The organism is Enterobacter sp. JJBC (assembly GCF_036936505.1).
In the GTDB taxonomy this organism is placed as follows: Bacteria; Pseudomonadota; Gammaproteobacteria; order Enterobacterales; family Enterobacteriaceae; genus Enterobacter; species Enterobacter hormaechei_C.
Map to the genome: position 1 here is coordinate 1,699,669 of NZ_CP136935.1, position 23,450 is coordinate 1,723,118.

Annotated in this window: 21 protein-coding genes; 10 read left to right on the plus strand and 11 right to left on the minus strand. The window is 55.0% G+C overall.

Annotation, left to right across the window (positions count from 1 at the left end):
• Positions 1–88: 88 nt before the first annotated feature.
• Genes ssuB through ssuE form a run of 5 tightly spaced genes read right to left on the minus strand, consistent with a single transcriptional unit; the run spans position 89 to position 4,329 of the window.
• Entirely contained in the window at positions 89–859 is a 771-nt protein-coding gene (gene ssuB / locus RY075_RS08045; protein ID WP_003858186.1) for an aliphatic sulfonates ABC transporter ATP-binding protein, read from the minus strand.
• Complete coding sequence (gene ssuC / locus RY075_RS08050; protein WP_003858185.1) at positions 856–1,647, minus strand: aliphatic sulfonate ABC transporter permease SsuC; 792 nt, start codon at positions 1,645–1,647, stop codon at positions 856–858. Before ssuC ends, ssuB begins: the two co-directional genes overlap by 4 nt.
• Before the next feature lie 9 nt (positions 1,648–1,656).
• The gene (gene ssuD, locus RY075_RS08055) at positions 1,657–2,802 is read right to left on the minus strand and encodes an FMNH2-dependent alkanesulfonate monooxygenase (protein WP_338628404.1); all 1,146 of its coding nucleotides are present in this window, start codon (positions 2,800–2,802) and stop codon (positions 1,657–1,659) included.
• Positions 2,799–3,761 carry a sulfonate ABC transporter substrate-binding protein gene (locus RY075_RS08060; protein ID WP_129329463.1) on the minus strand — a complete coding sequence of 321 codons (963 nt, stop codon included), beginning with the start codon at positions 3,759–3,761 and terminating at the stop codon, positions 2,799–2,801. Before RY075_RS08060 ends, ssuD begins: the two co-directional genes overlap by 4 nt.
• Positions 3,754–4,329: an NADPH-dependent FMN reductase gene (gene ssuE / locus RY075_RS08065; RefSeq protein ID WP_003858180.1), complete on the minus strand. Its 576-nt coding sequence runs from the start codon at positions 4,327–4,329 to the stop codon at positions 3,754–3,756. The genes RY075_RS08060 and ssuE overlap by 8 nt, the downstream gene beginning before the upstream one ends.
• Positions 4,330–4,578: 249 nt before the next feature.
• Here ssuE and pyrD point away from each other — a divergent pair, with 249 nt between their 5' ends.
• Positions 4,579–5,589 (plus strand): quinone-dependent dihydroorotate dehydrogenase, encoded by a 1,011-nt coding sequence (pyrD, locus tag RY075_RS08070; RefSeq protein ID WP_022650735.1) that lies wholly within the window; start codon positions 4,579–4,581, stop codon positions 5,587–5,589.
• Between the two features lie 166 nt (positions 5,590–5,755).
• A complete protein-coding gene (gene zapC / locus RY075_RS08075) occupies positions 5,756–6,298 on the plus strand; it encodes a cell division protein ZapC (RefSeq protein WP_003858176.1) in 543 nt (180 codons plus the stop codon).
• Here the strand turns inward: zapC and RY075_RS08080 are convergent.
• A complete protein-coding gene (locus RY075_RS08080) occupies positions 6,295–7,404 on the minus strand; it encodes a YcbX family protein (protein ID WP_129329465.1) in 1,110 nt (369 codons plus the stop codon). The two genes, zapC and RY075_RS08080, sit on opposite strands and share 4 nt — an antisense overlap.
• Positions 7,405–7,502: 98 nt before the next feature.
• Here RY075_RS08080 and rlmKL point away from each other — a divergent pair, with 98 nt between their 5' ends.
• The 6 genes from rlmKL to rmf all read left to right on the plus strand — a co-directional run bounded on the left by rlmKL (position 7,503) and on the right by rmf (position 15,428).
• Complete coding sequence (gene rlmKL / locus RY075_RS08085) at positions 7,503–9,611, plus strand: bifunctional 23S rRNA (guanine(2069)-N(7))-methyltransferase RlmK/23S rRNA (guanine(2445)-N(2))-methyltransferase RlmL (RefSeq protein ID WP_003858171.1); 2,109 nt, start codon at positions 7,503–7,505, stop codon at positions 9,609–9,611.
• 12 nt (positions 9,612–9,623) lie between these two features.
• A complete protein-coding gene (locus RY075_RS08090) occupies positions 9,624–11,531 on the plus strand; it encodes an ABC transporter ATP-binding protein (RefSeq protein WP_006809352.1) in 1,908 nt (635 codons plus the stop codon).
• A 13-nt stretch (positions 11,532–11,544) separates the two neighbouring features.
• Positions 11,545–12,798, plus strand: coding sequence for a membrane integrity-associated transporter subunit PqiA (gene pqiA / locus RY075_RS08095; protein ID WP_045336731.1), 1,254 nt, complete (start codon positions 11,545–11,547; stop codon positions 12,796–12,798).
• A gap of 4 nt (positions 12,799–12,802) precedes the next feature.
• On the plus strand, positions 12,803–14,443 hold the full coding sequence (gene pqiB / locus RY075_RS08100; protein WP_003858166.1) for an intermembrane transport protein PqiB: 1,641 nt from the start codon (positions 12,803–12,805) through the stop codon (positions 14,441–14,443).
• On the plus strand, positions 14,440–15,006 hold the full coding sequence (gene pqiC / locus RY075_RS08105) for a membrane integrity-associated transporter subunit PqiC (RefSeq protein ID WP_063944700.1): 567 nt from the start codon (positions 14,440–14,442) through the stop codon (positions 15,004–15,006). The genes pqiB and pqiC overlap by 4 nt, the downstream gene beginning before the upstream one ends.
• Positions 15,007–15,260: 254 nt before the next feature.
• Positions 15,261–15,428, plus strand: coding sequence for a ribosome modulation factor (gene rmf, locus RY075_RS08110; RefSeq protein WP_003858162.1), 168 nt, complete (start codon positions 15,261–15,263; stop codon positions 15,426–15,428).
• Between the two features lie 71 nt (positions 15,429–15,499).
• Here rmf and fabA read toward each other — a convergent pair whose 3' ends face one another.
• The gene (fabA, locus tag RY075_RS08115) at positions 15,500–16,018 is read right to left on the minus strand and encodes a bifunctional 3-hydroxydecanoyl-ACP dehydratase/trans-2-decenoyl-ACP isomerase (RefSeq protein ID WP_000227926.1); all 519 of its coding nucleotides are present in this window, start codon (positions 16,016–16,018) and stop codon (positions 15,500–15,502) included.
• 68 nt (positions 16,019–16,086) lie between these two features.
• A complete protein-coding gene (locus RY075_RS08120; protein ID WP_045894109.1) occupies positions 16,087–17,847 on the minus strand; it encodes a Lon protease family protein in 1,761 nt (586 codons plus the stop codon).
• 186 nt (positions 17,848–18,033) lie between these two features.
• Between RY075_RS08120 and matP the strand changes: the two genes are divergently transcribed.
• On the plus strand, positions 18,034–18,486 hold the full coding sequence (gene matP, locus RY075_RS08125) for a macrodomain Ter protein MatP (RefSeq protein ID WP_003858158.1): 453 nt from the start codon (positions 18,034–18,036) through the stop codon (positions 18,484–18,486).
• A gap of 65 nt (positions 18,487–18,551) precedes the next feature.
• On the opposite strand, the gene ompA is transcribed toward matP, so the two are convergent.
• On the minus strand, positions 18,552–19,604 hold the full coding sequence (ompA, locus tag RY075_RS08130; RefSeq protein ID WP_017694761.1) for a porin OmpA: 1,053 nt from the start codon (positions 19,602–19,604) through the stop codon (positions 18,552–18,554).
• Between the two features lie 356 nt (positions 19,605–19,960).
• A complete protein-coding gene (sulA, locus tag RY075_RS08135) occupies positions 19,961–20,470 on the minus strand; it encodes an SOS-induced cell division inhibitor SulA (RefSeq protein WP_048209418.1) in 510 nt (169 codons plus the stop codon).
• Between the two features lie 217 nt (positions 20,471–20,687).
• On the opposite strand from sulA, the gene RY075_RS08140 reads away from it, so the two are divergent.
• Positions 20,688–21,314, plus strand: coding sequence for a TfoX/Sxy family DNA transformation protein (locus RY075_RS08140; protein WP_023315767.1), 627 nt, complete (start codon positions 20,688–20,690; stop codon positions 21,312–21,314).
• On the opposite strand, the gene yccS is transcribed toward RY075_RS08140, so the two are convergent.
• Positions 21,271–23,433 (minus strand): YccS family putative transporter, encoded by a 2,163-nt coding sequence (gene yccS, locus RY075_RS08145; protein WP_022650744.1) that lies wholly within the window; start codon positions 23,431–23,433, stop codon positions 21,271–21,273. The two genes, RY075_RS08140 and yccS, sit on opposite strands and share 44 nt — an antisense overlap.
• Positions 23,434–23,450 lie beyond the last annotated feature (17 nt).

The following is a 23,450-nucleotide window of genomic DNA, read 5'->3' on the forward strand; positions in this document are numbered from 1 at the left end:
TGGGCAGGTAAAAGCAAAACGGCAACCTCGGTTGCCGTTTTTTAGTTTTTTCTCCCTCTCCCTGTGGGAGAGGGCCGGGGTGCGGGCATCAGGCATTAGCTTTAATCAACACCCGTTCACTTACCCCACGCTTCATCACCCGATCCAGCACTTCGGCTTCCAGCTCCCCCAGTCGGGCCGATCCCACGCGGCGAGGACGCGGAATATCTACCGTCAGATCCAGACCAATTTTACCTTCTTCTATTAACAGCACCCTGTCTGCCATTGCCACGGCTTCACTGACATCATGCGTCACCAGCAGCACCGTAAAGCCGTGCGTCTGCCATAGGGTTTCAATCAGATCCTGCATTTCGATCCGCGTCAGGGCATCAAGCGCGCCGAGCGGTTCATCAAGCAGCAGCAGGCCGGGACGATGAATCAGCGCGCGTGCCAGCGCTACGCGCTGCTTTTGTCCACCCGACAGGGCCGCAGGCCACTCTCCCGCGCGATTCTCCAGCCCTACCGCAGCGAGTGCCTGCCGGGCGTCCTCCCGCCAGATGCCCTTCAGGCCCAGCCCGACGTTATCCATCACCGTTTTCCACGGCAGCAGACGCGCATCCTGAAACATCATGCGCGTATCATCCTGAATCGTGGCCAGCGGCGTAGTGCCTGCCAGAATGTCACCGCTGTTTGGCGCTTCCAGCCCGGCTAAAAGACGCAGCAGGGTACTCTTGCCGCCACCGCTGCGGCCGACAACGGCAACAAACTGTCCGGCAGGAATATGCAGATCCAGTGCATTCAGAATGGTGTTGTCGCCGTAGCGTTTGGTCACGCCGTTCAGCAGTAACGGTGTTCCCTGGTTCAGTCGTGCAGTATTCATGCTTTCGCCTCCTGAGCGGTGTAGGCCGGGTTCCAGCGCAGCCAGCTACGTTCCAGCCACTGGGCGCTGACGTCCGCAAGTTTGCCGAGCAGGGCATAAAGGATAATGGCAACCACCACCACGTCCGTTTGCAGGAACTCGCGGGCGTTCATCGCCAGATAACCAATGCCGGAGTTAGCCGAAATGGTTTCCGCCACGATCAGGGTTAGCCACATCAGGCCGAGCGCAAAACGCACCCCAACCATAATGGAGGGCAGGGCGCCCGGCAGGATCACATGGGTAAACAGGGCAAAACCTGACAGGCCATAGCTGCGGGCCATCTCAACCAGACCGCGATCGATATTGCGGATCCCATGCCAGGTATTGATATAAATCGGGAATAACGTTCCCAGAGCCACGAGGAAAATTTTGGCGCTCTCATCAATGCCAAACCACAAAATAACCAGTGGGATAAGCGCCAGATGCGGCACGTTACGCAGCATCTGAACGGAGGTATCCAGCAGCCGCTCACCCCAGCGGGACAGGCCGCTAATCAGCCCCAGCGTCAGGCCGATGCTTCCGCCAATCGAAAAGCCGATTACCGCGCGCCAGGAGCTGATGGCAAGATGTTGCCACAGCTCACCGCTGGCGCTGAGCGACCAGAACGCTTCCACAACGCCCTCCGGAGAGGGCAAAATGCGGCTCGACAGCCAGCCAGTTGAAGACGCCAGTTGCCAGACGAGGACAATGCCGACGGGCAGAAACCACGGCGCGGCGCGCAGTAGCCATTTTTGTGCGGTTGCAGACATGGTGGCTCCTTAGCTTTGCGCGACTTTTCTCGGGATAAACGCGTTCGCCACGGCTTCGCCCTGTAACTGAAGCTGGCGTGGCTGCGGAATTTCCGGGATAGCGACATCCAGGTGCGGAAACAGCAGTTCACCCACCTTGTACGCCTCCTCCAGATGCGGGTAGCCAGACAGGATAAAGCTGTCGATCCCCAGCGCCGCGTATTCATTAATGCGTGCCGCTACGGTTGGACCGTCGCCGACCAGCGCCGTGCCGGCGCCGCCGCGCACCAGACCCACCCCGGCCCACAGGTTCGGGCTGATCTCAAGATTTTCACGCTTGCCGTTGTGCAGGGAGGCCATCCGGTGCTGGCCCACGGAGTCGGTTTTGGCAAACGCCGCCTGTGCTTTGGCGATAGTGTCGTCGTCCAGATGAGCGATCAGACGGTCGGCGGCTTGCCAGGCCTCGTCGTTGGTTTCGCGGACGATCACGTGCAGGCGAATACCAAAGCGTACCGTACGGCCATGCTCTGCGGCTTTAGCGCGTACCTGAGCAATTTTCTCTTTCACCAGCTCCGGTGGCTCGCCCCAGGTCAGATAGAGATCGACCTGCTCGGCCGCCAGCTCCTGCGCCACGTCCGACGATCCGCCAAAATAGAGGGGAGGGCGCGGCTGCTGTACCGGCGGGAAGTAGAGCTGCGCATCGCGAACGTGGATATGTTTCCCTTCGAAGGTGACGGTTTCCCCTTCCAGCAGACGTCGCCAGACGCGGGTGAACTCTGCGGAGGCTTCATAGCGTTCGATATGATCGAGGAAAACGCCATCCCCCGCCAGCTCCTGCGGATCGCTGCCCGTCACAAGGTTGAACAGCGCACGGCCGTTGGAAAGCCTGTCCAGCGTTGCCGCCTGACGCGCCGCGACGGTGGGCGACACCACGCTCGGGCGCAAGGCTACCAGGAATTTCAGGCGCTGGGTGACGGGGATCATTGACGCGGCAACCAGCCACGCATCCTCACATGAACGGCCCGTCGGGATCAGCACCCCGGTAAAACCGATGCGGTCTGCCGCCTGGGCGATCTGCTGTAGGTAGCCGTGATCGACCGGGCGGGCGCCTTCTTCTGTGCCAAGATAGTGTCCATCACCGTGGGTGGGTAAAAACCAGAAAAGATTCAGACTCATGATTTTTTTCCTTCAATGCCAGCGGGTTGCCAGATGCGTTCGCGAATATTCACCTGCTTTGGAACCAGGCGGTTTTGATAAAAGAGGTCTGCCGTTTGCTGCTGGAGAGCAGCAACGTGGGCGTCAACCGGTGCTATGGTGGTGGGAGGACGGTGGTCAAGATAGGTGGCGATCACCGGTTCAGGCAGGCCCATGGTTTTTGCCAGCAGCGTAATGCTCTGCTGACGCTGGCTTTGGGTCAGCGCATCGGCCTGAGAGAAGGTATCCAGCACCTGCTGAATAAATGCGCCATTTTTCTCAGCGTAAGGACGTGCCGCCAGGTAGAACGAACCGGTCTGCTTCAGGGTGGTGCCGTCTTTCAGCACCCGCACACCGCCCTGCAACAGTGCGGCGGAGTAGTACGGATCCCAGATAGCCCAGGCATCAACATTTTTTTGCTGAAACGCCGCGCGCGCATCGGCAGGCGTCAGGTAAACGGGCTGGATATCGGTGAATTTAAGACCGGCCTCCTGCAAAGCGCGCAGCAGCAGGTTGTGCGAGCTGGAACCTTTCTGGAAAGCAACCTTGTGGCCTTTAAGATCGGCGACGCTTTTGAGCTCGCTGTTTTCCGGCACAAGGATCACCTCTGCCTTCGGCTTGGCGGGCTCAACGCCAACGTAAACCAGATCCGCCCCGGCAGCCTGCGCAAAGATCGGCGGGATATCGCCGGTGCTGCCTAAATCAATACTCCCGACGTTCAGCGCCTCCAGCATCTGTGGTCCGGCAGGGAACTCGACCCATGAGAATTTGGTCTCCGGGAAACGCTTCTCCAGCAACGCATGGCTTTTCGCCAGCACCATGCTGACGCTGCCTTTCTGATAACCGATACGCAGGCTCTCCGGCGCTTTCACCGTCGCCTGAGCCAGCGACGCCACTGCCAGCAGACCTGCCAGCCCGATACGGGTAACTGTTTTAAACATGCGCCACTCCTTGTGATTGATGAAATGCCGCCGCGTGGCGATCCCGACGGTTCAGGGCGTGCCAGAAGGTTTCAAGCGCGCTGTCGAGGCGGGTTTGCAGATTCGGCGTGAAATGCGGTTTATGCTGGTAGTCGATTACCTGTGAGTCGTCAGCGAAGACGCCATGCAGGATCTCCTGTGCTTTCAGCGCGTTCAGAACCGGCTTGAGGGCATAATCCACCGCCAGTAAATGGGCTACCGTACCGCCTGTGGCCAGCGGCAGGACGACCTTACCGTCCAGCGCACGTTCGGGCAGCAGATCGAGGAGCGTTTTCAGTGCGCCGGAAAAAGAAGCTTTATAAATCGGTGTCGCGACGACCAGCCCGTCAGCACTCTTAAGTTGTTCGATCAGGGTTTTCAGCGCCGGGCTGTCGAAACGGGCGTAGAGCAGATCTTCAGGCGCGAAATTGTGCAAATTCCAGTGACACACTTCGACATCCAGAGCATTAAGCTTTTCGCGAGCGTATTCCAGCAGTGCGCTGGAGCGAGAGGGGAAGCGGGGGCTTCCGGCCAGGGTAATGACGCGCATGGTTGCTCCTTATAACTAATTGTTTGCTTTTATCTAACATTCATAACAATTTTCAGGAGTGTGACATTGCGTGGTTATTCCACTAAATGATTTATCCTCAGGATGAATGCAGAAAAATGCATAAGAAGCGAACCGATAAGTAAACGATTGCGTTTTACGTGGCTTTTTTTGCCACAGGTCAATTCCCTTTCCGGGCGGGATCGCACATAATCCCCTCCCGGTTTGCACACCGGGAATCCAGGAGAGTTCATGTACTACCCCTTCGTTCGTAAAGCCCTTTTCCAGCTCGATCCTGAGCGCGCTCATGAATTTACATTTCAGCAGTTACGCCGTATTACAGGAACGCCTCTGGCCGCGCTGGTGCATCAAAACGTGCCGGAAAAACCAGTTCAGTGCATGGGCCTGACTTTCAAAAATCCACTGGGCCTGGCGGCCGGTCTGGACAAAAATGGCGAATGCATTGATGCACTCGGTGCGATGGGCTTTGGCTCGATCGAAATCGGGACGGTAACGCCGCGTCCGCAGCCGGGAAATGACAAGCCACGTCTGTTTCGCCTGGTTGAAGCCGAAGGGCTGATCAACCGCATGGGCTTTAATAACCTTGGCGTCGATCATCTGGTTGAGAACGTTAAGAAAGCCCATTTTGATGGCGTGCTGGGTATAAATATTGGCAAAAATAAAGACACGCCGGTCGAGCAGGGTAAAGATGACTATCTGATTTGTATGGAAAAAGTCTATGCCTATGCCGGTTATATTGCGGTGAATATTTCCTCGCCTAACACCCCAGGGCTGCGTTCATTACAATATGGCGAAGCGCTCGACGATCTTCTTAGCGCCATTAAAAATAAACAAACGGCGCTACAGGCGATCCACCATAAATATGTTCCGGTCGCGGTTAAGATCGCCCCGGATCTTTCGGCAGAAGAATTGATCCAGGTTGCCGACAGTTTAGTTCGCCATAATATTGATGGTGTGATTGCGACCAATACGACACTCGATCGCTCTCTCGTTCAGGGAATGAAAAACTGTGACGAAGCGGGTGGATTAAGTGGCCGTCCGGTACAATTAAAAAGCACCGAAATTATTCGCGCACTCTCCGCGGAATTAAAAGGCCAGCTGCCGATTATTGGCGTGGGTGGCATTGACTCCGTCATCGCTGCACGTGAGAAGATGGCGGCAGGCGCATCGCTGGTGCAAATTTATTCCGGCTTTATTTTTAAAGGGCCGCCGCTGATTAAAGAAATCGTCACGCATATCTAATCTTTTCTCTTAATCAGACAACCAGGGCTTTATTTCCAGCCCTGGTTGTTTTATATTCCGTCATTGTTGCTTATTTAGACATTATAGTCTTTTATTACTAGTGTTATAAGCGAAGCGGCAAACAGGACATTTTTAGTACAGGACGTTTAGGGGACGGGAGAGAAACATGCGAATTAAACCTGACGATAACTGGCGCTGGTATTTTTGTGAAGAGCATGACCGTATGATGCTCGACTTAGCCAACGGCATGTTGTTTCGCTCTCGTTTTGCGCGCCGAATGTTAACGCCAGACGCGTTTGCTCCCTCAGGCTTTTGCGTTGACGATGCCGCGCTCTATTTCTCTTTTGAAGAAAAATGCCGCGATCTCGATCTCTCCAAAGAACAGCGCGCCGAACTGGTATTAAACGCGCTGGTGGCGATCCGTTTCCTGAAACCGCAAATGCCGAAAAGCTGGCATTTCCTTGCGCACGGCATGAGCTGGACCCCGGCTATCGGCGATGCGGCGAGCGTCAATCTGAGCGATACCGAAGAGGAGGTGAATTTGCTGGTGGTTGAACCCGGTGAAAACGCTGCGCTCTGTTTGCTGGCCCAACCCGGCGTGAACATTGCCGGGCGAGTTATGCAGTTAGGTGATGCCATCAAAGTGATGAACGACAGGCTGAAGCCACAGCTGCGCGTTGATTCCTTCAGCCTCGAACAGGCGGTTTAAGCTTCCAGCTGTACGGATGTTTTCGGGACACAGCTACAGCACAGGATCGTGCCGTCACCGCCAATCGCAGATTTCTTCAGGGCACTCACTTCACCATCGACCAGTTTAATGCGACAGCATCCGCAAATCCCCGCGCGACAGGAATACGGTACGCGGATACCCGCCTGTTCCAGTTGTTCCAGTAGCACCTGCTGATTGTTACCACGGATAACTTTGCCTTCCCAGTGAATATCCACCGCGGAAGCGACGTTGGTTACCACGTCAACCATCTCTTTTTCCTGACCTGCGCCATACACCCTGGCAGGCCCTCGGGTAAGGATCTCGATCTCGTCGCCCACGCGGATCACGCCGCTGGAGCGGGGGATCAGGTTCTGGCCGAAGTCGACATCACCTTTATCCTGCGCGGTGCGAAATGACTGCAAGGTTTTTAGCGGTTCACCGGAAGGATGCTTCTGGCCTTTCTCCGGGCTAATGGTGGTGAGAATACAGCGGCTGCACGGTTTCACCACGTCAAAAATAACGCTGCCGATGCGGATGACTTTCCAGGTATCTTCATCCCAGGCCTCCGCTCCGGTCACCACCAGATTCGGGCGAAACTGCTCCATCTGCACGCTGGCTTTGCAACGTTTTTGTAAATCTCGCAGCGAGGCCTCGCTGGTCAGCAGAAAGGGAAAACCATCCGCGAAGGAGAGGGGAACCGCATCGTGGCGCTTCACGCGACGGGTCAGCGCAGGCCCAACCCAGCGCAGCTGAACGTCACGGGAGAAAAAGCCGCTGAGCCACTGGTTAATGTTATCCGGCGCGATACGCGCGGTAAAATGATTGCCCCACACTTCCGTTGGCGCATCAAGCGGCGCAAAATCAGCAAAGCGGATCACGACGCTTGAACCGTCTGGCGCGGTCAAATGCAGCCCGTCATGAAGCGGGGAAGGCGTAAAGCGAACCATCTGCGGGAACTGACGTGCGGTGATAAACGTACCGTCAGGCTCGGTGACCATAAAAATACGATCGAAGGCGAATCCGCTCATATCGGCCAGCGCGTGAGTCACGCCGATACCGCGCATCGATTTCACCGGATGAATAAAAAGCCTGGATAACGTCGCCACTACACACTCCCGCTAAAGAAAATAAGCCTTCAACTTTATGACATACACGCCATATTAGCTATAATGCGCGACAATTTTCTATGAGTAAAAGTGACGATATGAATTCTCTGTTTGCCAGTACGGCCCGTGGGCTGGAAGAGCTGTTAAAAACTGAACTGGAAGCCCTGGGCGCGAAAGAGTGCCGGGTGGTTCAGGGTGGTGTCCATTTTGAGGGCGACACGCGGCTTATTTACCAGAGCCTGATGTGGAGCCGTCTGGCGTCGCGCATCATGCTGCCGATGAAAGAGTGCAAGGTCTACAGCGATCTTGATCTCTACACCGGCGTACAGATGATCGACTGGACAGAGATCTTCACCCCGGACGCCACCTTTGCGGTGCATTTCAACGGCGTCAACGATGAGATCCGCAACAGCCAGTACGGTGCCCTGCGCGTTAAGGATGCCATTGTGGACTGCTTCACGCGTCGTAATAAAGAACGTCCGAACGTTGACCGTGAAAACCCGGATCTGCGTATCAATGTCTGGCTGAACGGCGATACGGCCAGTATTTCCCTTGATCTGAGCGGCGCAGGCCTGCATCTGCGCGGTTATCGCGATCGCACCGGGATGGCGCCGATCAAAGAAACGCTGGCTGCCGCTATCGTGATGCGCTCCGGATGGCAGCCAGGTACGCCGCTGCTCGATCCGATGTGCGGTTCCGGTACGCTGCTGATTGAAGCCGCGATGCTGGCCACCGACCGTGCGCCAGGGCTGCACCGCGGCCACTGGGGCTTCAAAGGCTGGGCGCAGCACGATGAGGCCATCTGGAAAGAGGTCAAAGACGATGCGCAGACCCGCGCCCGTAAAGGGCTGGCGGAATACACCTCTCACTTTTACGGTTCGGACAGCGATGCACGGGTGATTGAACGTGCGCGCAGCAACGCCCGTCGTGCCGGTATCGGCGAGCTGGTCACCTTCGAGGTGAAAGACGTGGCGAACCTGACCAACCCGTTGCCAAAAGGCCCGTACGGTACGGTGATCAGCAACCCGCCGTATGGTGAGCGTCTGGACAGCGAGCCGGCGCTGATTGCACTGCACAGCCTGCTGGGCCGCAACATGAAAGCGCATTTCGGCGGCTGGAACCTCTCCCTGTTTAGCGCCTCGCCGGAGCTGCTGAGCTGCCTGCAATTGCGTGCCGATCGCCAGTTCAAGGCGAAAAACGGCCCGCTGGACTGCGTGCAGAAAAACTACCATCTGGCAGAGATAGCGGCGGATAGCAAACCGTCAGGCGTGGCGGAAGATTACGCCAACCGCCTGCGCAAAAACCTGAAGAAATTTGAGAAGTGGGCAAAGCAGGAAGGCATCGAATGTTATCGCCTGTACGACGCTGACCTGCCGGAATACAACGTGGCGGTTGACCGCTATGCGGACTGGGTAGTGGTTCAGGAATACGCCCCGCCGAAAACTATCGATGCGCAAAAAGCGCGTCAGCGTATGCTGGATGTGATTGCGGCCACCATCGCCGTACTCGGCATTTCGCCAAACAAGCTGGTGCTGAAAACCCGTGAGCGTCAGAAAGGCAAAAACCAGTATCAGAAGATGGGCGAGAAGGGTGACTTCATCGAAGTGGGCGAATATAACGCGCGCCTGTGGGTTAACCTGACCGACTACCTTGATACCGGTCTGTTCCTCGACCACCGTATCGCCCGCCGCATGCTGGGCCAGATGAGCAAGGGCAAAGACTTCCTGAACCTGTTCTCCTATACCGGCAGCGCCAGCGTTCATGCGGGGCTTGGCGGCGCGCGTAGCACCACCACGGTCGATATGTCCCGTACTTATCTGGAGTGGGCAGAGCGCAACCTGCGTCTTAACGGCTTAACCGGTCGTCAGCATCGCCTGTTACAGGCCGACGTGCTGGGCTGGCTGCGCGATACCGACGAGCAGTTTGACCTGATCTTTATCGATCCGCCGACCTTCTCTAACTCCAAGCGTATGGAGGATAGCTTTGACGTTCAACGCGATCACCTGCGCCTGATGACCGACCTGAAGCGCCTGCTGCGTAAAGGCGGCACCATTATGTTCTCGAACAACAAGCGCGGATTCCGCATGGATCACGACGGCCTGGCCGAACTGGGACTGAAAGCACAAGAAATCAGCCAAAAAACGCTGTCTCAGGACTTTGCCCGTAACCGTCAAATCCACAACTGCTGGCTGATTTCCGCAGTCTGAAAGGAAAAATAAATGTCTTTAATTAGTATGCACGGCGCGTGGCTCTCTTTCAGCGACTCACCGCTTCTCGATAATGCAGAGCTGCATATCGAAGATAACGAGCGCGTCTGTCTGGTGGGCCGTAACGGCGCAGGTAAATCGACGCTGATGAAAATCCTCAACCGTGAGCAGGGGCTGGATGACGGCCGTATTGTTTACGAGCAGGATCTGATCGTCTCTCGTCTGCAACAGGATCCGCCGCGTAACGTCACCGGCAGCGTTTACGATTTTGTGGCCGAAGGGATTTCAGAGCAGGCGGAATACCTCAAGCGTTACCACGAGATTTCGCATCTGGTGATGACGGACCCGAGCGACAAGAATCTCAACGAGCTGGCAAAAGTGCAGGAGATGCTCGATCACCACGGTCTGTGGCAGCTGGAAAACCGCATTAATGAAGTGCTGGCCCAGCTTGGCCTGGAAGCGGATATGGAGCTGTCGGCGCTCTCCGGCGGCTGGCTGCGTAAAGCGGCGCTGGGCCGTGCCCTGGTGAGCGGGCCTAAGGTGCTGCTGCTGGACGAACCGACGAACCACCTGGATATCGAAGCGATTGACTGGCTGGAAGGGTTCCTGAAAACCTTTAACGGCACCATTATCTTCATCTCCCACGACCGTTCGTTCATCCGCAATATGGCCACGCGCATTGTCGACCTCGACCGCGGCAAGCTGGTGACTTACCCGGGCGATTACGATACCTATCTACTGGAGAAAGAAGAGAACCTGCGCGTCGAAGAGCTGCAAAACGCCGAGTTCGACCGCAAGCTGGCACAGGAAGAGGTCTGGATCCGTCAGGGCATCAAAGCCCGTCGTACCCGTAACGAAGGCCGCGTTCGCGCCCTGAAGGCGATGCGCCGCGAACGTAGCGAACGCCGTGAAGTCATGGGGAGCGCCAAAATGCAGGTTGAAGAGGCGTCCCGCTCGGGCAAGATTGTCTTCGAAATGGAGAACGTGAATTATTCGGTTGACGGCAAAGTGCTGGTGAACGATTTCTCCGCTCAGGTTCAGCGCGGCGACAAAATTGCGCTGATCGGCCCGAACGGGTGCGGTAAAACCACGCTGCTGAAACTGATGCTCGGTCAGCTCCAGGCCGACAGCGGTCGTATCCACTGCGGTACCAAACTGGAAGTGGCGTACTTCGACCAGCACCGCGCAGAGCTGGATCCAGACCGTACGGTGATGGATAACCTCGCTGAGGGCAAACAGGAGGTCATGGTTAACGGCAAGCCGCGTCACGTGCTGGGCTACCTTCAGGACTTCCTGTTCCACCCGAAACGCGCCATGACGCCGGTGCGCGCGCTGTCCGGCGGTGAGCGTAACCGTCTTTTGCTGGCGCGTTTGTTCCTGAAACCCAGTAACTTATTGATTCTCGATGAACCGACTAACGATCTGGATGTCGAAACGCTGGAACTGCTGGAAGAGTTGATTGATGGTTATCAGGGAACCGTGATGCTGGTCAGCCACGATCGTCAGTTTGTCGATAACACCGTGACCGAGTGCTGGATCTTCGAAGGCGAAGGACGCATCGGGCAATATGTAGGCGGCTATCATGACGCGCGTGGACAGCAATCACAGTCGCTGGCGCAAAAACAGGCGAAGACCAAAAATGTCGCTGAACCTGTTGTTGCAAAAGCAGAAACTGTCAAAAAGTCTCCTGCTAAAATGAGTTATAACTTGCAGCGCGAGCTGGAGGGGCTGCCGCAGCGTCTGGAAGAGCTGGAAGCTGCACTGGAAGCACTGCAAATCCAGGTCGCTGATGCGTCATTCTTTACGCAGCCTCACGACTATACTCAGAAAGTATTGGCTGAACTCTCCCAGGCTGAACAGGCGCTGGAAGAGGCATTTGAGCGCTGGGAGTACCTTGAGTCTCTGAAAAACGGCGCATAAACAGGGATAATCTATGTGTGACCAGCACCATGCCGATCGGCATATATTATGCTCGCAATGCGATATGCTCGTGGCGTTGCCAGAGCTTGGTCACGGACATAAAGCTGCCTGCCCGCGCTGCGGCGCTACGCTGACGACCGAGTGGGACGCGCCAAGGCAGCGTCCCACGGCTTACGCGCTGGCAGCCCTGTTCATGTTACTGCTCTCCAATCTCTTCCCTTTTATCTCTATGAAAGTGGGTGGGATGGTAAGCCAGGTAGATTTACTGGAAATTCCTGGCGTGATGTTCTCGGAAGATTACGCCAGCCTTGGCACCTTCTTTCTTCTGTTCGTGCAGATCGTCCCGGCTTTTTGCCTGGTCGTCATTCTGCTGCTGGTCAACCGCGTCAGGATGCCCACTGTCCTTAAAATCAAACTCGCGCGGATCCTTTTCCAGCTGAAAAGCTGGGGGATGGCGGAAATTTTTCTCGCGGGTATCCTGGTCAGCTTCGTGAAGCTGATGGCCTACGGCGATGTGGGGATTGGCAGCAGCTTTATTCCGTGGTGTCTGTATTGCGTGCTGCAACTGCGCGCGTTCCAGTGCGTGGACCGACGCTGGGCCTGGGACGATATTGCCCCGGCACCGACGCTCTCGCAGACGGTAAAGGTGGGCGTACCGGGTATCCGTCAGGGGCTTCGCTCCTGCTCGTGCTGCACCGCCGTGCTGCCCGCGGATGTCGAGGTGTGTCCGCGCTGTGAAACAAAAGGTCACGTCCGGCGCAAAAATAGCCTGCAATGGACCATGGCGCTGCTGGTGACCTCTGTCATGCTCTATCTGCCCGCCAATATCTTGCCGATCATGATCACCGATTTGCTCGGCGACAGAATGCCCTCGACCATACTGGCCGGGGTGATTTTGCTGTGGAGCGAGGGATCTTACCCTGTAGCAGGCGTCATATTCCTCGCCAGTATTATGGTTCCGACCTTAAAGATGATTGCCATTGCCTGGCTTTGCTGGGATGCAAAAGGGCACGGTAAGCGAGACAGCGAGCGCATGCATCTGATTTATGAGGTCGTGGAATTTGTTGGCCGCTGGTCGATGATTGACGTGTTCGTGATTGCGGTTCTCTCAGCGCTGGTGCGTATGGGTGGGCTGATGAGTATTTATCCCGCTATGGGAGCGCTGATGTTTGCGTTGGTCGTCATTATGACCATGTTTGCGGCCATGACCTTCGACCCTCGTTTATCGTGGGATCGTGAGCCCGATTCAAGCCATGAGGAAGAGTAAGAGCATGGAAAATAAGAGTGGAGAGGCTAAAGTGCAGAAGGTCAGAAACTGGTCGCCGGTGTGGATTTTCCCCATCGTGACCGCGCTGATCGGTGCATGGATCCTGTTTTATCATTACAGCCATCAGGGACCGGAAGTCACGCTAATTACCACCAATGCAGAGGGGATTGAGGGCGGAAAAACCACCATCAAGAGCCGCAGCGTGGATGTGGGTGTCGTGGAAAGCGCGACCCTGACGGATGATTTAACCCATGTTGAAATCAAGGCCCGCCTGAATGCTGGCATGGAAAAACTGCTCCATGAAGATTCTGTTTTTTGGGTAGTGAAACCGCAGGTTGGTAGAGAAGGGATCAGCGGCTTAGGGACGCTATTGTCCGGGGCTTATATTGAACTCCAGCCCGGCAACAAAGGCGCCCAGCCAGCAAACTATCAGCTGCTGGATTCACCGCCGCTTGCGCCACCGGATGCAAAAGGGATCCGCGTTATTCTGGACAGTAAAAAAGCGGGCCAGCTCTCGCCGGGCGATCCGGTGCTGTTCCGTGGGTATCGCGTCGGTTCGGTTGAAACAAGCACCTTCGATCCGCAAAAACGGACCATCAGCTATCAGCTATTTATCAACGCGCCTAATGACCGCCTGGTGACCAGCAACGTTCGCTTCTGGAAAGACAGCGGGATCGCGGTAGATCTCACCTCTGCGGGGATGCGCGTTGAGATGGGTTCACTCACCACGCTGTTTGGTGGGGGCGTCAGTTTTGACGTGCCGGAAGGTATAGATCTGGGACAACCGGTGGCGGAGAAAACCGCCTTCAGACTGTTTGACGATCAAAAAAGCATTCAGGATGCGCTCTATACCGATCACATCGACTACCTGATGTTCTTTAAGGACTCTGTACGCGGCTTGCAGCCAGGGGCGCCAGTTGAGTTCCGCGGTATTCGTCTGGGGACAGTGGGACAAGTGCCTTACTTTGTTCCGGGACTGAAGCAGATGCTTGATGATGATTATCGTATTCCGGTGCTGATCCGCATTGAGCCTGAGCGTTTGATTAACCAGATAGGCGAGGACCAGGATATTGGGGAGCATATCAGCGACCTGCTGAATCGCGGGCTGCGCGGCTCGCTGAAAACCGGCAACCTGGTCACAGGGGCGTTGTATGTCGATATGGACTTCTATCCAAAAGCGCCACCAATGACGGGTATCCGTGAATTTGGTGGCTACAAAATCATTCCTACGGTCAGCAGTGGCCTGGCGCAGATCCAACAGCGTCTGATGGAAACGCTGGATAAGATCAACAATCTGCCGCTGAATCCAATGCTTGAGGCTGCGACGGGATCACTGCATCAGAGCCAGGCAACGATGCAACGTCTGCAAACCACCCTGGATAATATCAACAAGATCACGGCCAACCAGTCCATGCAGCAGCTGCCGCAGGATATGCAGAAAACGTTGCGCGAACTGAATCGTAGTATGCAGGGCTTCCAGCCGGGCTCAGCGGCCTACAACAAGATGGTGGCGGATATGCAACGTCTTGATCAGGTTTTACGCGAGCTACAGCCCGTTCTGAAAACGCTCAATGAAAAGAGCAACGCACTGGTGTTTGAAGCGAAAGACAAAAAGGATCCTGAGCCTAAGAGGGCGAAACAATGAAAAAATGGCTAATCATCGCAGGCGCAATGGTATTAACGGCCTGTAGCTCTGGAAGCGATAACAAAAGCTACTACCAGCTGCCGTTAAGCGCCCAGTCCGGTGCGCAGAGCAGCACCTCGCAGGGCAGCCGTCTGCTGTGGGTTGAACAGGTTGCCGTGCCAGATTACCTGGCGGGCAACGGGGTGGTCTACCAGACCAGCGATGTGCAGTACGTAATCGCCAACAATAACCTGTGGGCCAGCCCGCTGGATCAGCAGCTACGCAATACGCTGGTGGCGAATCTGAGCAGCCAGCTCCCCGGTTGGGTCGTTGCCTCGCAGCCTCTGGGAAGCGATCAGGACACTCTGAATGTTAACGTGACGGGATTCCATGGCCGCTATGATGGTGCCGTTGTTATCAGCGGGGAGTGGCTGCTGAATCACCAGGGTCAGCTGATTAAGCGTCCTTTCCATCTTGAACTCAAGCAGCAGAAAGATGGCTATGACGAAATGGTGAAAGTACTTGCGCAGGGATGGGCACAGGAGTCGGCTGCTATCGCAAGAGAGATTTCCCGCCTGCCATAAGTAAAATTCATCGACGAAAGCCGCACTCAGCTTCTTGCTGATTGCGGCTTTTTTTTCGTTTTGCGTTCAGGTTGTTAATTGTCCCGCGTCACATTTTTTGTACAAACGATCTTCCATGTAGCTCACAAATATGACACCCGTATGAATTTTGAACGTTGACGCTGACGTCGATTCGGGGTATTCGTTAACTGTGCTTGCACATATTGCAACCACTGTTTTCTTTCCACCAGACAAAAGAATGAGGGAAACGAGGCATGAAGAGACAGAAACGAGATCGCCTGGAAAGGGCTCATCAACGTGGTTATCAGGCTGGCATCGCCGGACGTTCAAAAGAAATGTGTCCCTATCAGGCCCTGAATCAAAGGTCCCAATGGCTAGGGGGCTGGCGAGAAGCCATCGGAGACAGGGCAGTACTTGCTTGATACCGTCTCTTTAAAAAGAAACCTCCGCAATGCGGAGGTTTCGCCTTTCTGTAAGGGGCTAAAAGCCGTTATCAGAAAGCGGAGGTATCCTGGAACAGACCCACTTTCAGGTCGTTCGCGGTATAGATCAGGCGACCATCTACCAGCACTTCACCGTCCGCCAGGCCCATAATCAGGCGGCGGTTAACGATGCGTTTGAAATGGATACGGTAGGTGACTTTCTTCGCGGTAGGCAGAACCTGACCGGTGAATTTGACTTCGCCTACACCCAGCGCACGGCCTTTGCCTTCACCGCCAAGCCAGCCCAGATAGAAGCCAACCAGCTGCCACATGGCATCGAGGCCCAGGCAGCCAGGCATTACCGGATCGCCAATAAAGTGGCAACCGAAGAACCACAGGTCCGGGTTGATATCGAGTTCTGCTTCTACGTAACCCTTATCAAAGTTGCCGCCGGTTTCGGTCATTTTCACGACACGGTCCATCATCAGCATATTTGGGGCTGGTAACTGCGGGCCTTTCGCGCCAAACAGTTCACCGCGACCAGAGGCAAGAAGGTCTTCTTTAGTATAGGATTCGCGTTTATCTACCATGTTCTCAGTAAGCCTTATTTTAGTGAAGGACGCAGGATAGCTAACACGTGTACGCTGAACAAGTCCGATCAGTTCGCACTAAACCAACTTAACCAGCGTAACGGCCACGGATAACGATGACGAGCATCCTGCTGTGTCGCCTGAGCTATACGTTCCTGAATGGTCTGCATCAGGGTTGTCTGGCCTTCGCCGTCCCAGACCAGGTTTGTCAGTAAGGGTAGTGCATCCTCAACCCCTTCGATGGCCCAGACGGTGAATTGTTCCTGCTCTACCGCATCCAGAATCGCCTGGCTCAGGCTCAAATGGCGAGCGTTAGGTGCCGGAATAATCACGCCCTGTTTGCCGTTTAAACCGCGCTGCTGGCAGATTGCGAAGAAGCCTTCGATTTTCTCATTCAGTCCGCCCACCGGTTGGGCACGGCCAAACTGATCCACGGACCCGGTAATCGCAATATTCTGGTTAATCGGCACGTCTGCAAGCGCGCTGATCACGGCGCACAGCTCCGCCATCGAGGCGCTGTCGCCGTCGACTTCGCTGTAGGACTGTTCAAAGGTCAACGAGGCAGAGAAGGGGATCTGCTGCTCGAGCTGAAGTTCAGACATCAGGAATGCCTGCATGATCATCATGCCTTTGGCATGAATGTTTCCGCCCAGTTCGGCCTTGCGTTCGATATCGGTAAATTCGCCGTCACCAATGTGTACGACACAGCTGATACGGGAAGGCTCACCAAAGGCGCGCGGGTGTCCGGGGAACTCGATGACGGACAAGGCGTTGATTTGCCCGATACGTTCGCCTTCGGTCTCCACCAGAATCTGTTCCAGCAGAATTTCATCCTGCATACGGTCAGCAAGATAACCTTCACGCCATTCACGCTGGGCCAGCATCTGGCTCAGTTGCTCACCGTTGAACGTACCGTTGCCGCTGATAACCCCCACTTCACGCAGCTGTTTACCGATCCAGAGCGGGCAGAGCGGCAGGGTTTCCTGATCGCCAGTGTAGCGTACGGCCTCGCGGATTAAGCCCGGCCACGCATCCTCGGCAGGCGAGGGCAGTGCGAAACGTTCCGCCACGGCCATAACCCACTGACACCACTGCGCCATGTCATCGGCATCGGCGATCTGAATATTGTCTTCAAATTCGCTATAGACAGCCTGCTCCGCGAGTTCTGGCTCCATTTCCTGGAAATCAGCCAGAGATTCACGGTCGCCCGTCAGCACGACGGTCAGCGACAGCGGCATAGACGGAATGGATACAGGCAGCGGACGCGAATCGTCGTAGCCTACCCAGTCAAAACGTTGCTGCGTCACCACCGTTTTCAGGCGCATCCACAGCAGAGGCTGAGCAAGCAGGGTGCGAAGGGAAATGAGCAACACGCCGCCATTCGCGCGGTGTACCAGCCCCGGTTGCAGTGACACATCGCCATTGAACTGACGAAGGCAGCCGAACAGCTGTTCTGCTTCCACCCAGTTGGCGGTGATCACCTCGCCTTTTGCAGCGAACTGTCCGTCTGCCTGCGTGGCAGGTTCGTACGTCACGTCACGTCCGGCAATATGATACTGGCCACCAAAAACGGCATTCGTTTTTGGCTGCAACTGGCGCATGGCATCACCGAGAAGCGTCAGATACTCGGCTTCTTCCGGGGCTTTGAGCAGCATGAAAGGAGATGTAGCCCATGGGGATGACATCTGCTCCAGCGCGTAATGCAAACGCGGTTGTGTATCGCTAAGTATGAATTCGTGTTCTTTTGTGAGGTCTGGCTGTGCAAACAGCTCCTGATAGCTCTCGGTATCCGGAACCAGGTCACGCCATGCAAGTTTCGTAATGGTCAAAGTTGATGTTTTTTAGTCAGAAGTAAAACCGTGGAGTATACCGTAAGCGGCGCACTCTGCCCAATCAGGATTCGGGTTTTCGTCATGCGGATCGCCTGCGGAGTTTCACAGGATATGATTTCTTTTCAGCAGATTGCCAAAAAACTGATATTCTGAACAGAGTTACACGGTAACACTGAGATCGCAATGAAATATCAACAACTGGAAAACCTCGAAAGCGGCTGGAAATGGAAGTACCTGGTCAAAAAGCACCGTGAAGGGGAGCTGATCACCTGCTACATCGAAGCCAGCGCGGCGCAAGAAGCTGTGGATATGTTGCTGACCCTCGAAAACGAACCGGTACTGGTCAACGGCTGGATTGAGAAACACATTAATCCGGCCCTGTTAAACCGGATGAAGCAAACTATCCGTGCTCGTCGTAAACGGCATTTCAATGCCGAGCATCAGCACACCCGTAAGAAATCCATCGACCTGGAGTTTATGGTCTGGCAGCGTCTGGCCGGGCTTGCGCAACGGCGCGGGAAAACCCTGTCGGAAACGGTGGTGCAGCTGATTGAAGATGCCGAGCACAAAGAGAAGTATGCCAGCCAGATGTCGACGCTGAAGAACGATCTACAGGCACTGTTAGGTAAAAAATAAGCGTTTTGCTTTTCTTCAGATAATAAAAAACCCCGCATGGCGGGGTTTTTTTATAAGACGATAACTTATGCCGCAGGCTGAGTTACAACGTCTTTGATACCTTTAACTTCGATCTCTACGCGACGATCTGGTGCCAGGCAGTCGATCAGTGCAGCGCGTGGTTTCACGTTGTCACAGGTAGAACCGGTAACTGGGTTAGATTCGCCCATACCACGTGGGGAGATCTTATTAGCTGGGATACCTTTAGATACCAGGTAATCAACTACAGACTGAGCACGTTTCTCAGACAGACCCTGGTTGTAAGCGTCAGAACCGATACGGTCGGTGAAGCCCAGAACCACTACAGAACCGTCTTTAGGATCCAGGTTGCTCAGCTGGGTGTACAGCTGATCCAGTGCCTGCTGACCTTCTGGTTTCAGGGTAGCTTTGTTGAAGTTGAACAGAACGTCAGACTTCAGAGTGAAGTGCTTGGTCTGTACTTCTGGCGCTGGAGCCGGAGCTGGAGCTACGACTGGCGCATCTTCCTGCTGACCGAAACGGTAAGAAACACCAACGCTCAGCATGCCGTTGTCTGGACGAACGCCAACGGTAGCACCGTCACCGATGTTGTTAACCCACTGGTATTCCAGACGGGTAGCGATGTCACGGGTCATTGCCCACTCAACGCCACCAGCGAATACTGGGGAAACACCCGTGTCGTGGTCGTCACCAGCGATGCTGTTGCTGGAGTCTGCACGCCATACCATGCCGCCCAGACGGGTGTACACGTCCAGATCGTCAGTTACTGGGTAACCCAGTTTAGCGGTCAGCTGTACGCCTTGAGCTTTGAAAGCGCCATTTACGTTGTCGCCTTTGTAAGGCATACGACCTAACCAGTCGTAACCCATTTCAAAGCCAACATACGGGTTAACCTGATAGCCACCGAACGCACCTGCACCCAGCTGGCTCTCGTGAGTAGGGCCATCGTTGTTCAGGCTGCTGTTGTACCAACCGGTGTCATGGAACTGAGACCAGCCCAGTTTACCACCTGCATACCAGGTATTATCTTTCGGAGCGGCCTGCGCTACGGTAGCGAAGCCAGCCAGTGCCACTGCAATCGCGATAGCTGTCTTTTTCATTTTTTGCGCCTCGTTATCATCCAAAATTTGCCATGAATATCTCCATCGGAGGAATCACGGTTAAATCCTTCACCGGGGGGCGTGGTCAAATATAAACCTACCGATATCTTCGGCTTAGGCCGAGCACCCCTGGCGATGTAAAGTCTACAACGTAGCTGAAAACTTACAAGTGTGAAGTCCGTCAGGCATATGAAAAAAAAAGTTCCGTATACCTAATATTTAACAATTTTTGAACGAATTTTGTGCAGTAAAATTAACGAGAACCGCGTCAGACAAGCCTTGCCGCAGTTTTGGCGCGTTGAACTTTTTTTGCATACTGCGGTCGAAAAAAATTCCAGGAAAACTCTTAAAATCACTCAATGGTACACATTTGAGTGAATTTTTAGCCCGGGATGTTGTCCTCTGCGATAGGAATCTCCACGAACTGGCCGCATGATGAAACCCATCGCGTTACCTTCTTCAGCCGCTTCAGTCAGACGCAAATGTTCCTCTTGCGACAGATCCTCATGCAACCACCCAATCACGACGCTATAGTTCCCGGTACGTAATGCCCGGACCATCGACTCGACCGTATCGCAAGGGGAGAGTTGATTAATCTGCATCACCTTCGCTAACGGCAGCCCAGCCGACTGAACCCATTCGCGACTTAATTTTTGCTGTGGCGTCAGCCAGAGCTGCCAGCGAGACTGTTGCCCGAGCTGCTGCAAAAGCGGCAGGAGTAAGAGTTGTGTCAACAGCGGCTGGTCTTCACGGTAAACCACTTCACTGATAAGCCCTGTCGATTCACGCCCGATAGAATTCTGCGCAGCATTGCCTGCGGCAGAAGTAGAAGGTGTTAAGTGATTTGCATAGCCTGAAGTGTACATAATCATTCCAGCCCTGTAGTTACTGTATGGATATACAGTAACCCCTGTATGCATAAAGATCAACCTCATTTTCGGAAAGCGACTCGCAAATTTCATCCATTCCTGGTGAACATGAAAAAATCATCTTGCCCAACGGCAATAAGTTGCCTATTTTCCTGCTAACGGATCCGTTAGTAAGAAATATCGTGGTTACTGTATGATTTTTAATGGAATTATCATGAAAAAGATATCTTATGAGCGGATTTATCAATCTCAAGAATACCTCTCTCCGCTGGGCGAAATTCATCATCGCGCCCTGTTTGGCGGTTATACCCTGGCCGTGGATGAAGCGGTGTTCGCAATGGTGTCTGACGGCGAGCTGTACCTTCGCGCCTGTGAGCAAAGTGCAAAATACTGTGTAAAAAACGCTTCCTCTTTTCTGACCCTGATGAAACGAGGACGCCCAGTGCTGCTTAATTACTACCGTGTGGACGAAGGTCTGTGGCAAAACAGGGAAAAACTGCTTCAGCTCTCCTCGTTTGCGCTCGATGCCGCCAGGAAAGAGCGCTACCAGCGCCATCAGCGTAACCGGCTTAAAGATCTGCCGAACCTGACCTTTCAGATTGAGGTCCTGCTTATGGAGGCGGGCATTACCAATGAAGAGACGCTACGACAGTTGGGGGCGAAGACGAGCTGGCTGAAAATGCGCTCGAAGAATAAAGCGCTGAGTATCCGGGTATTGTTCGCGCTTGAAGGCGCGATTGAAGGGTTACATGAAGCGGCACTCCCGGCGGATATTCGCCGGGAGCTTACGGAGTGGTTTAATGCGCTGCCTGAGTCGCAGGGCCATCATTCCGCCAGGTAGCGATCTGCTGTCGCAGCCGACAAATTTCCGGCAGCAAAGCGATAAGCAGGCCAATTTGCTGAAGGACCAGTGGAGCTTTGTTGTCGGTGCCTGGATCAAGGTGTGCGATACGTTGCACCAGTTCATCCAGTGCCTGGTGAACCCGTGGCTCATCCGCAGGTTGATGATGAAGCGCATCATCAACGTAGCAAACGGCGTCGTCCAGCAGCGCCAGGATGCCCGGATTCGTCAGTTTCTCTCGGTGGGCGCCAAGGGTAGAGATATAGCTGGTGAACGTGTGGTTCAGGCACAGCAGGCGGAAGGCTGTCTCACGGATTTCTGCCGTAGCGCGCGGCTCAGTTGACATATTCGAGACAACGGAAGCCAGCTCTGCGTCAGTGTTATGCGCATCGCGACGGGCAATCCGATAGGCCAGACGGTTATCGCGACCCTGATGGTATTGCTCAAGAATAGCATCCAGGTAGCGGCAGTTGGCGTTCATTGCTCTGTCGGACACGCGCGGTAAATTTCGGAAACGCCAGTCAGGCCAGATAAAACTCACCGCCGCCCAGGCGATGGCGCAGCCGATTAGCGTGTCAATCACACGGGGGAGGGCCACCTCAAAGCCTTCACCCAGCAGATTGAAGCAGAGCAGCACCAGCAGCGTGATGAACATCGTGGCGTGGGCATACTGCACATTGCGGAAAGCGAAGAACAGTACACCGGTAATCACAATCAGGATCAGTTGCCCTTCTACGGATGGCACAAAGTAGAGCACCGGCAGCCCGATGGCGACCCCGACTAATGTCCCGACAATACGCAGCGCGAGCCGGTGGCGGGTAGCGTTATAGTTCGGCTGGCAGACAAACAGGCTGGTCAACAGGATCCAGTAGCCGTGGTGCAATCCTGTTATCTGGATAAACGCGTAGCCGACGCACAGTACCAGCGACATCCTTACCGCATGGCGAAAGAGGGCGGATTCCGGCGTAAAATGACGGCTCAGGCGCAGCCACATATCGCTGAAACCGTTGAGACTGTCGTCGGCAAGCTGGTTGTCAGCGTCATTGCCCGGCATCGCCATCGCCTGTTCAGACTCAATGGTGGCGAGCTGAGCATCAATGGCTCTCAGGTTGTTGAGCAGGAATCCCAGGGCTTTGAACTGTTCCGGTGATGTCCCACTGGCCTGAACGCGATCGAGCGCCGCATCCAGGTGGCTGAATGCGCGTTCAAAGCGCGGATCGTGCTGATAGGGCGTGCGCAGCAGTATTGAGCGCGCAAGTTGCTGGCAGGCCTGAGACTGCATCGACAGCAGGCGCTGGAAACGGAACATCACGTCGCTATAGCGGAATTTCTCGCGCAGGTCAGCGTACTGCACATGCGAGGAGCTGGCGCGCTCGTGAATATCCTGGGCGACAAAATAGTAGTGCAGTGTGCGCCGTGTACCGCGCTGACCGCGATCGCCGCGCAGACGGGTGAGCAGAGACGCTTTGGTCTGATTCAGCGTGGCGACCAGCTGGCCATTTGCCAGCGCCAGATCGTACAGGGGCGCCTGACTGTCCTCTTCAATATCCGGATCAAACAGCCGGGATTTCAGCTCCAGATAGTGGGCCAGCTGTTCGTAACTGCGGGCAATGTTGTCCTGTAAGGCACGAACCGGAAAAATAAGATGCCCGGTTAAGGTCAGCAGGTTATACCAGATAGCACCCAACAGCAGCAGGACCGGTTGCTGATACCACTGCTCGTAAAGAGAGACGCCCAGCATGGTGTAAATGGCAATCAGCAGGGCGCCAAACGCGATAGTGGCGTAGCGTTGCCCGAGGCCGCCGAGCAAAATGAAGCCGCTGGTGGACACCGTCAGCCCTAAGGCAAACAGCCAGGGCCACGGGAAAAGCAGCTCAACGGAGGCGGAAGCAATAAAGAAGCAGACCAGCGTGATGACCAGATTACGCAAACGACCGGCCAGGCGGTCGTCGAGATCCGCCAGCGCACCGGCCACCACCCCAAGCGTGAGGGGGATGGTGAGCTTCACATCATTCAGCCACCACGGCAGAGCGACGGTGCCGCAGAGGGCGATAAAAATCCTGACGTTATACAGCCAGTTACTGTTCCATGTATAGCGACGAAGCAGGGGGCTTAGCATGAGAGCGGCCAGTCCTT

What these genes read in the sequence shown, in the direction of transcription:
- ssuB (WP_003858186.1), bottom strand. Translation starts at nt 859, where the DNA reads ATGAATACTGCACGACTGAACCAGGGAACACCGTTACTGCTGAACGGC.
- ssuC (WP_003858185.1), bottom strand. Translation starts at nt 1,647, where the DNA reads ATGTCTGCAACCGCACAAAAATGGCTACTGCGCGCCGCGCCGTGGTTT.
- ssuD (WP_338628404.1), bottom strand. Translation starts at nt 2,802, where the DNA reads ATGAGTCTGAATCTTTTCTGGTTTTTACCCACCCACGGTGATGGACAC.
- RY075_RS08060 (WP_129329463.1), bottom strand. Translation starts at nt 3,761, where the DNA reads ATGTTTAAAACAGTTACCCGTATCGGGCTGGCAGGTCTGCTGGCAGTG.
- ssuE (WP_003858180.1), bottom strand. Translation starts at nt 4,329, where the DNA reads ATGCGCGTCATTACCCTGGCCGGAAGCCCCCGCTTCCCCTCTCGCTCC.
- pyrD (WP_022650735.1), top strand. Translation starts at nt 4,579, where the DNA reads ATGTACTACCCCTTCGTTCGTAAAGCCCTTTTCCAGCTCGATCCTGAG.
- zapC (WP_003858176.1), top strand. Translation starts at nt 5,756, where the DNA reads ATGCGAATTAAACCTGACGATAACTGGCGCTGGTATTTTTGTGAAGAG.
- rlmKL (WP_003858171.1), top strand. Translation starts at nt 7,503, where the DNA reads ATGAATTCTCTGTTTGCCAGTACGGCCCGTGGGCTGGAAGAGCTGTTA.
- RY075_RS08090 (WP_006809352.1), top strand. Translation starts at nt 9,624, where the DNA reads ATGTCTTTAATTAGTATGCACGGCGCGTGGCTCTCTTTCAGCGACTCA.
- pqiA (WP_045336731.1), top strand. Translation starts at nt 11,545, where the DNA reads ATGTGTGACCAGCACCATGCCGATCGGCATATATTATGCTCGCAATGC.
- pqiB (WP_003858166.1), top strand. Translation starts at nt 12,803, where the DNA reads ATGGAAAATAAGAGTGGAGAGGCTAAAGTGCAGAAGGTCAGAAACTGG.
- pqiC (WP_063944700.1), top strand. Translation starts at nt 14,440, where the DNA reads ATGAAAAAATGGCTAATCATCGCAGGCGCAATGGTATTAACGGCCTGT.
- rmf (WP_003858162.1), top strand. Translation starts at nt 15,261, where the DNA reads ATGAAGAGACAGAAACGAGATCGCCTGGAAAGGGCTCATCAACGTGGT.
- fabA (WP_000227926.1), bottom strand. Translation starts at nt 16,018, where the DNA reads ATGGTAGATAAACGCGAATCCTATACTAAAGAAGACCTTCTTGCCTCT.
- matP (WP_003858158.1), top strand. Translation starts at nt 18,034, where the DNA reads ATGAAATATCAACAACTGGAAAACCTCGAAAGCGGCTGGAAATGGAAG.
- ompA (WP_017694761.1), bottom strand. Translation starts at nt 19,604, where the DNA reads ATGAAAAAGACAGCTATCGCGATTGCAGTGGCACTGGCTGGCTTCGCT.
- sulA (WP_048209418.1), bottom strand. Translation starts at nt 20,470, where the DNA reads ATGTACACTTCAGGCTATGCAAATCACTTAACACCTTCTACTTCTGCC.
- RY075_RS08140 (WP_023315767.1), top strand. Translation starts at nt 20,688, where the DNA reads ATGAAAAAGATATCTTATGAGCGGATTTATCAATCTCAAGAATACCTC.
- yccS (WP_022650744.1), bottom strand. Translation starts at nt 23,433, where the DNA reads ATGCTAAGCCCCCTGCTTCGTCGCTATACATGGAACAGTAACTGGCTG.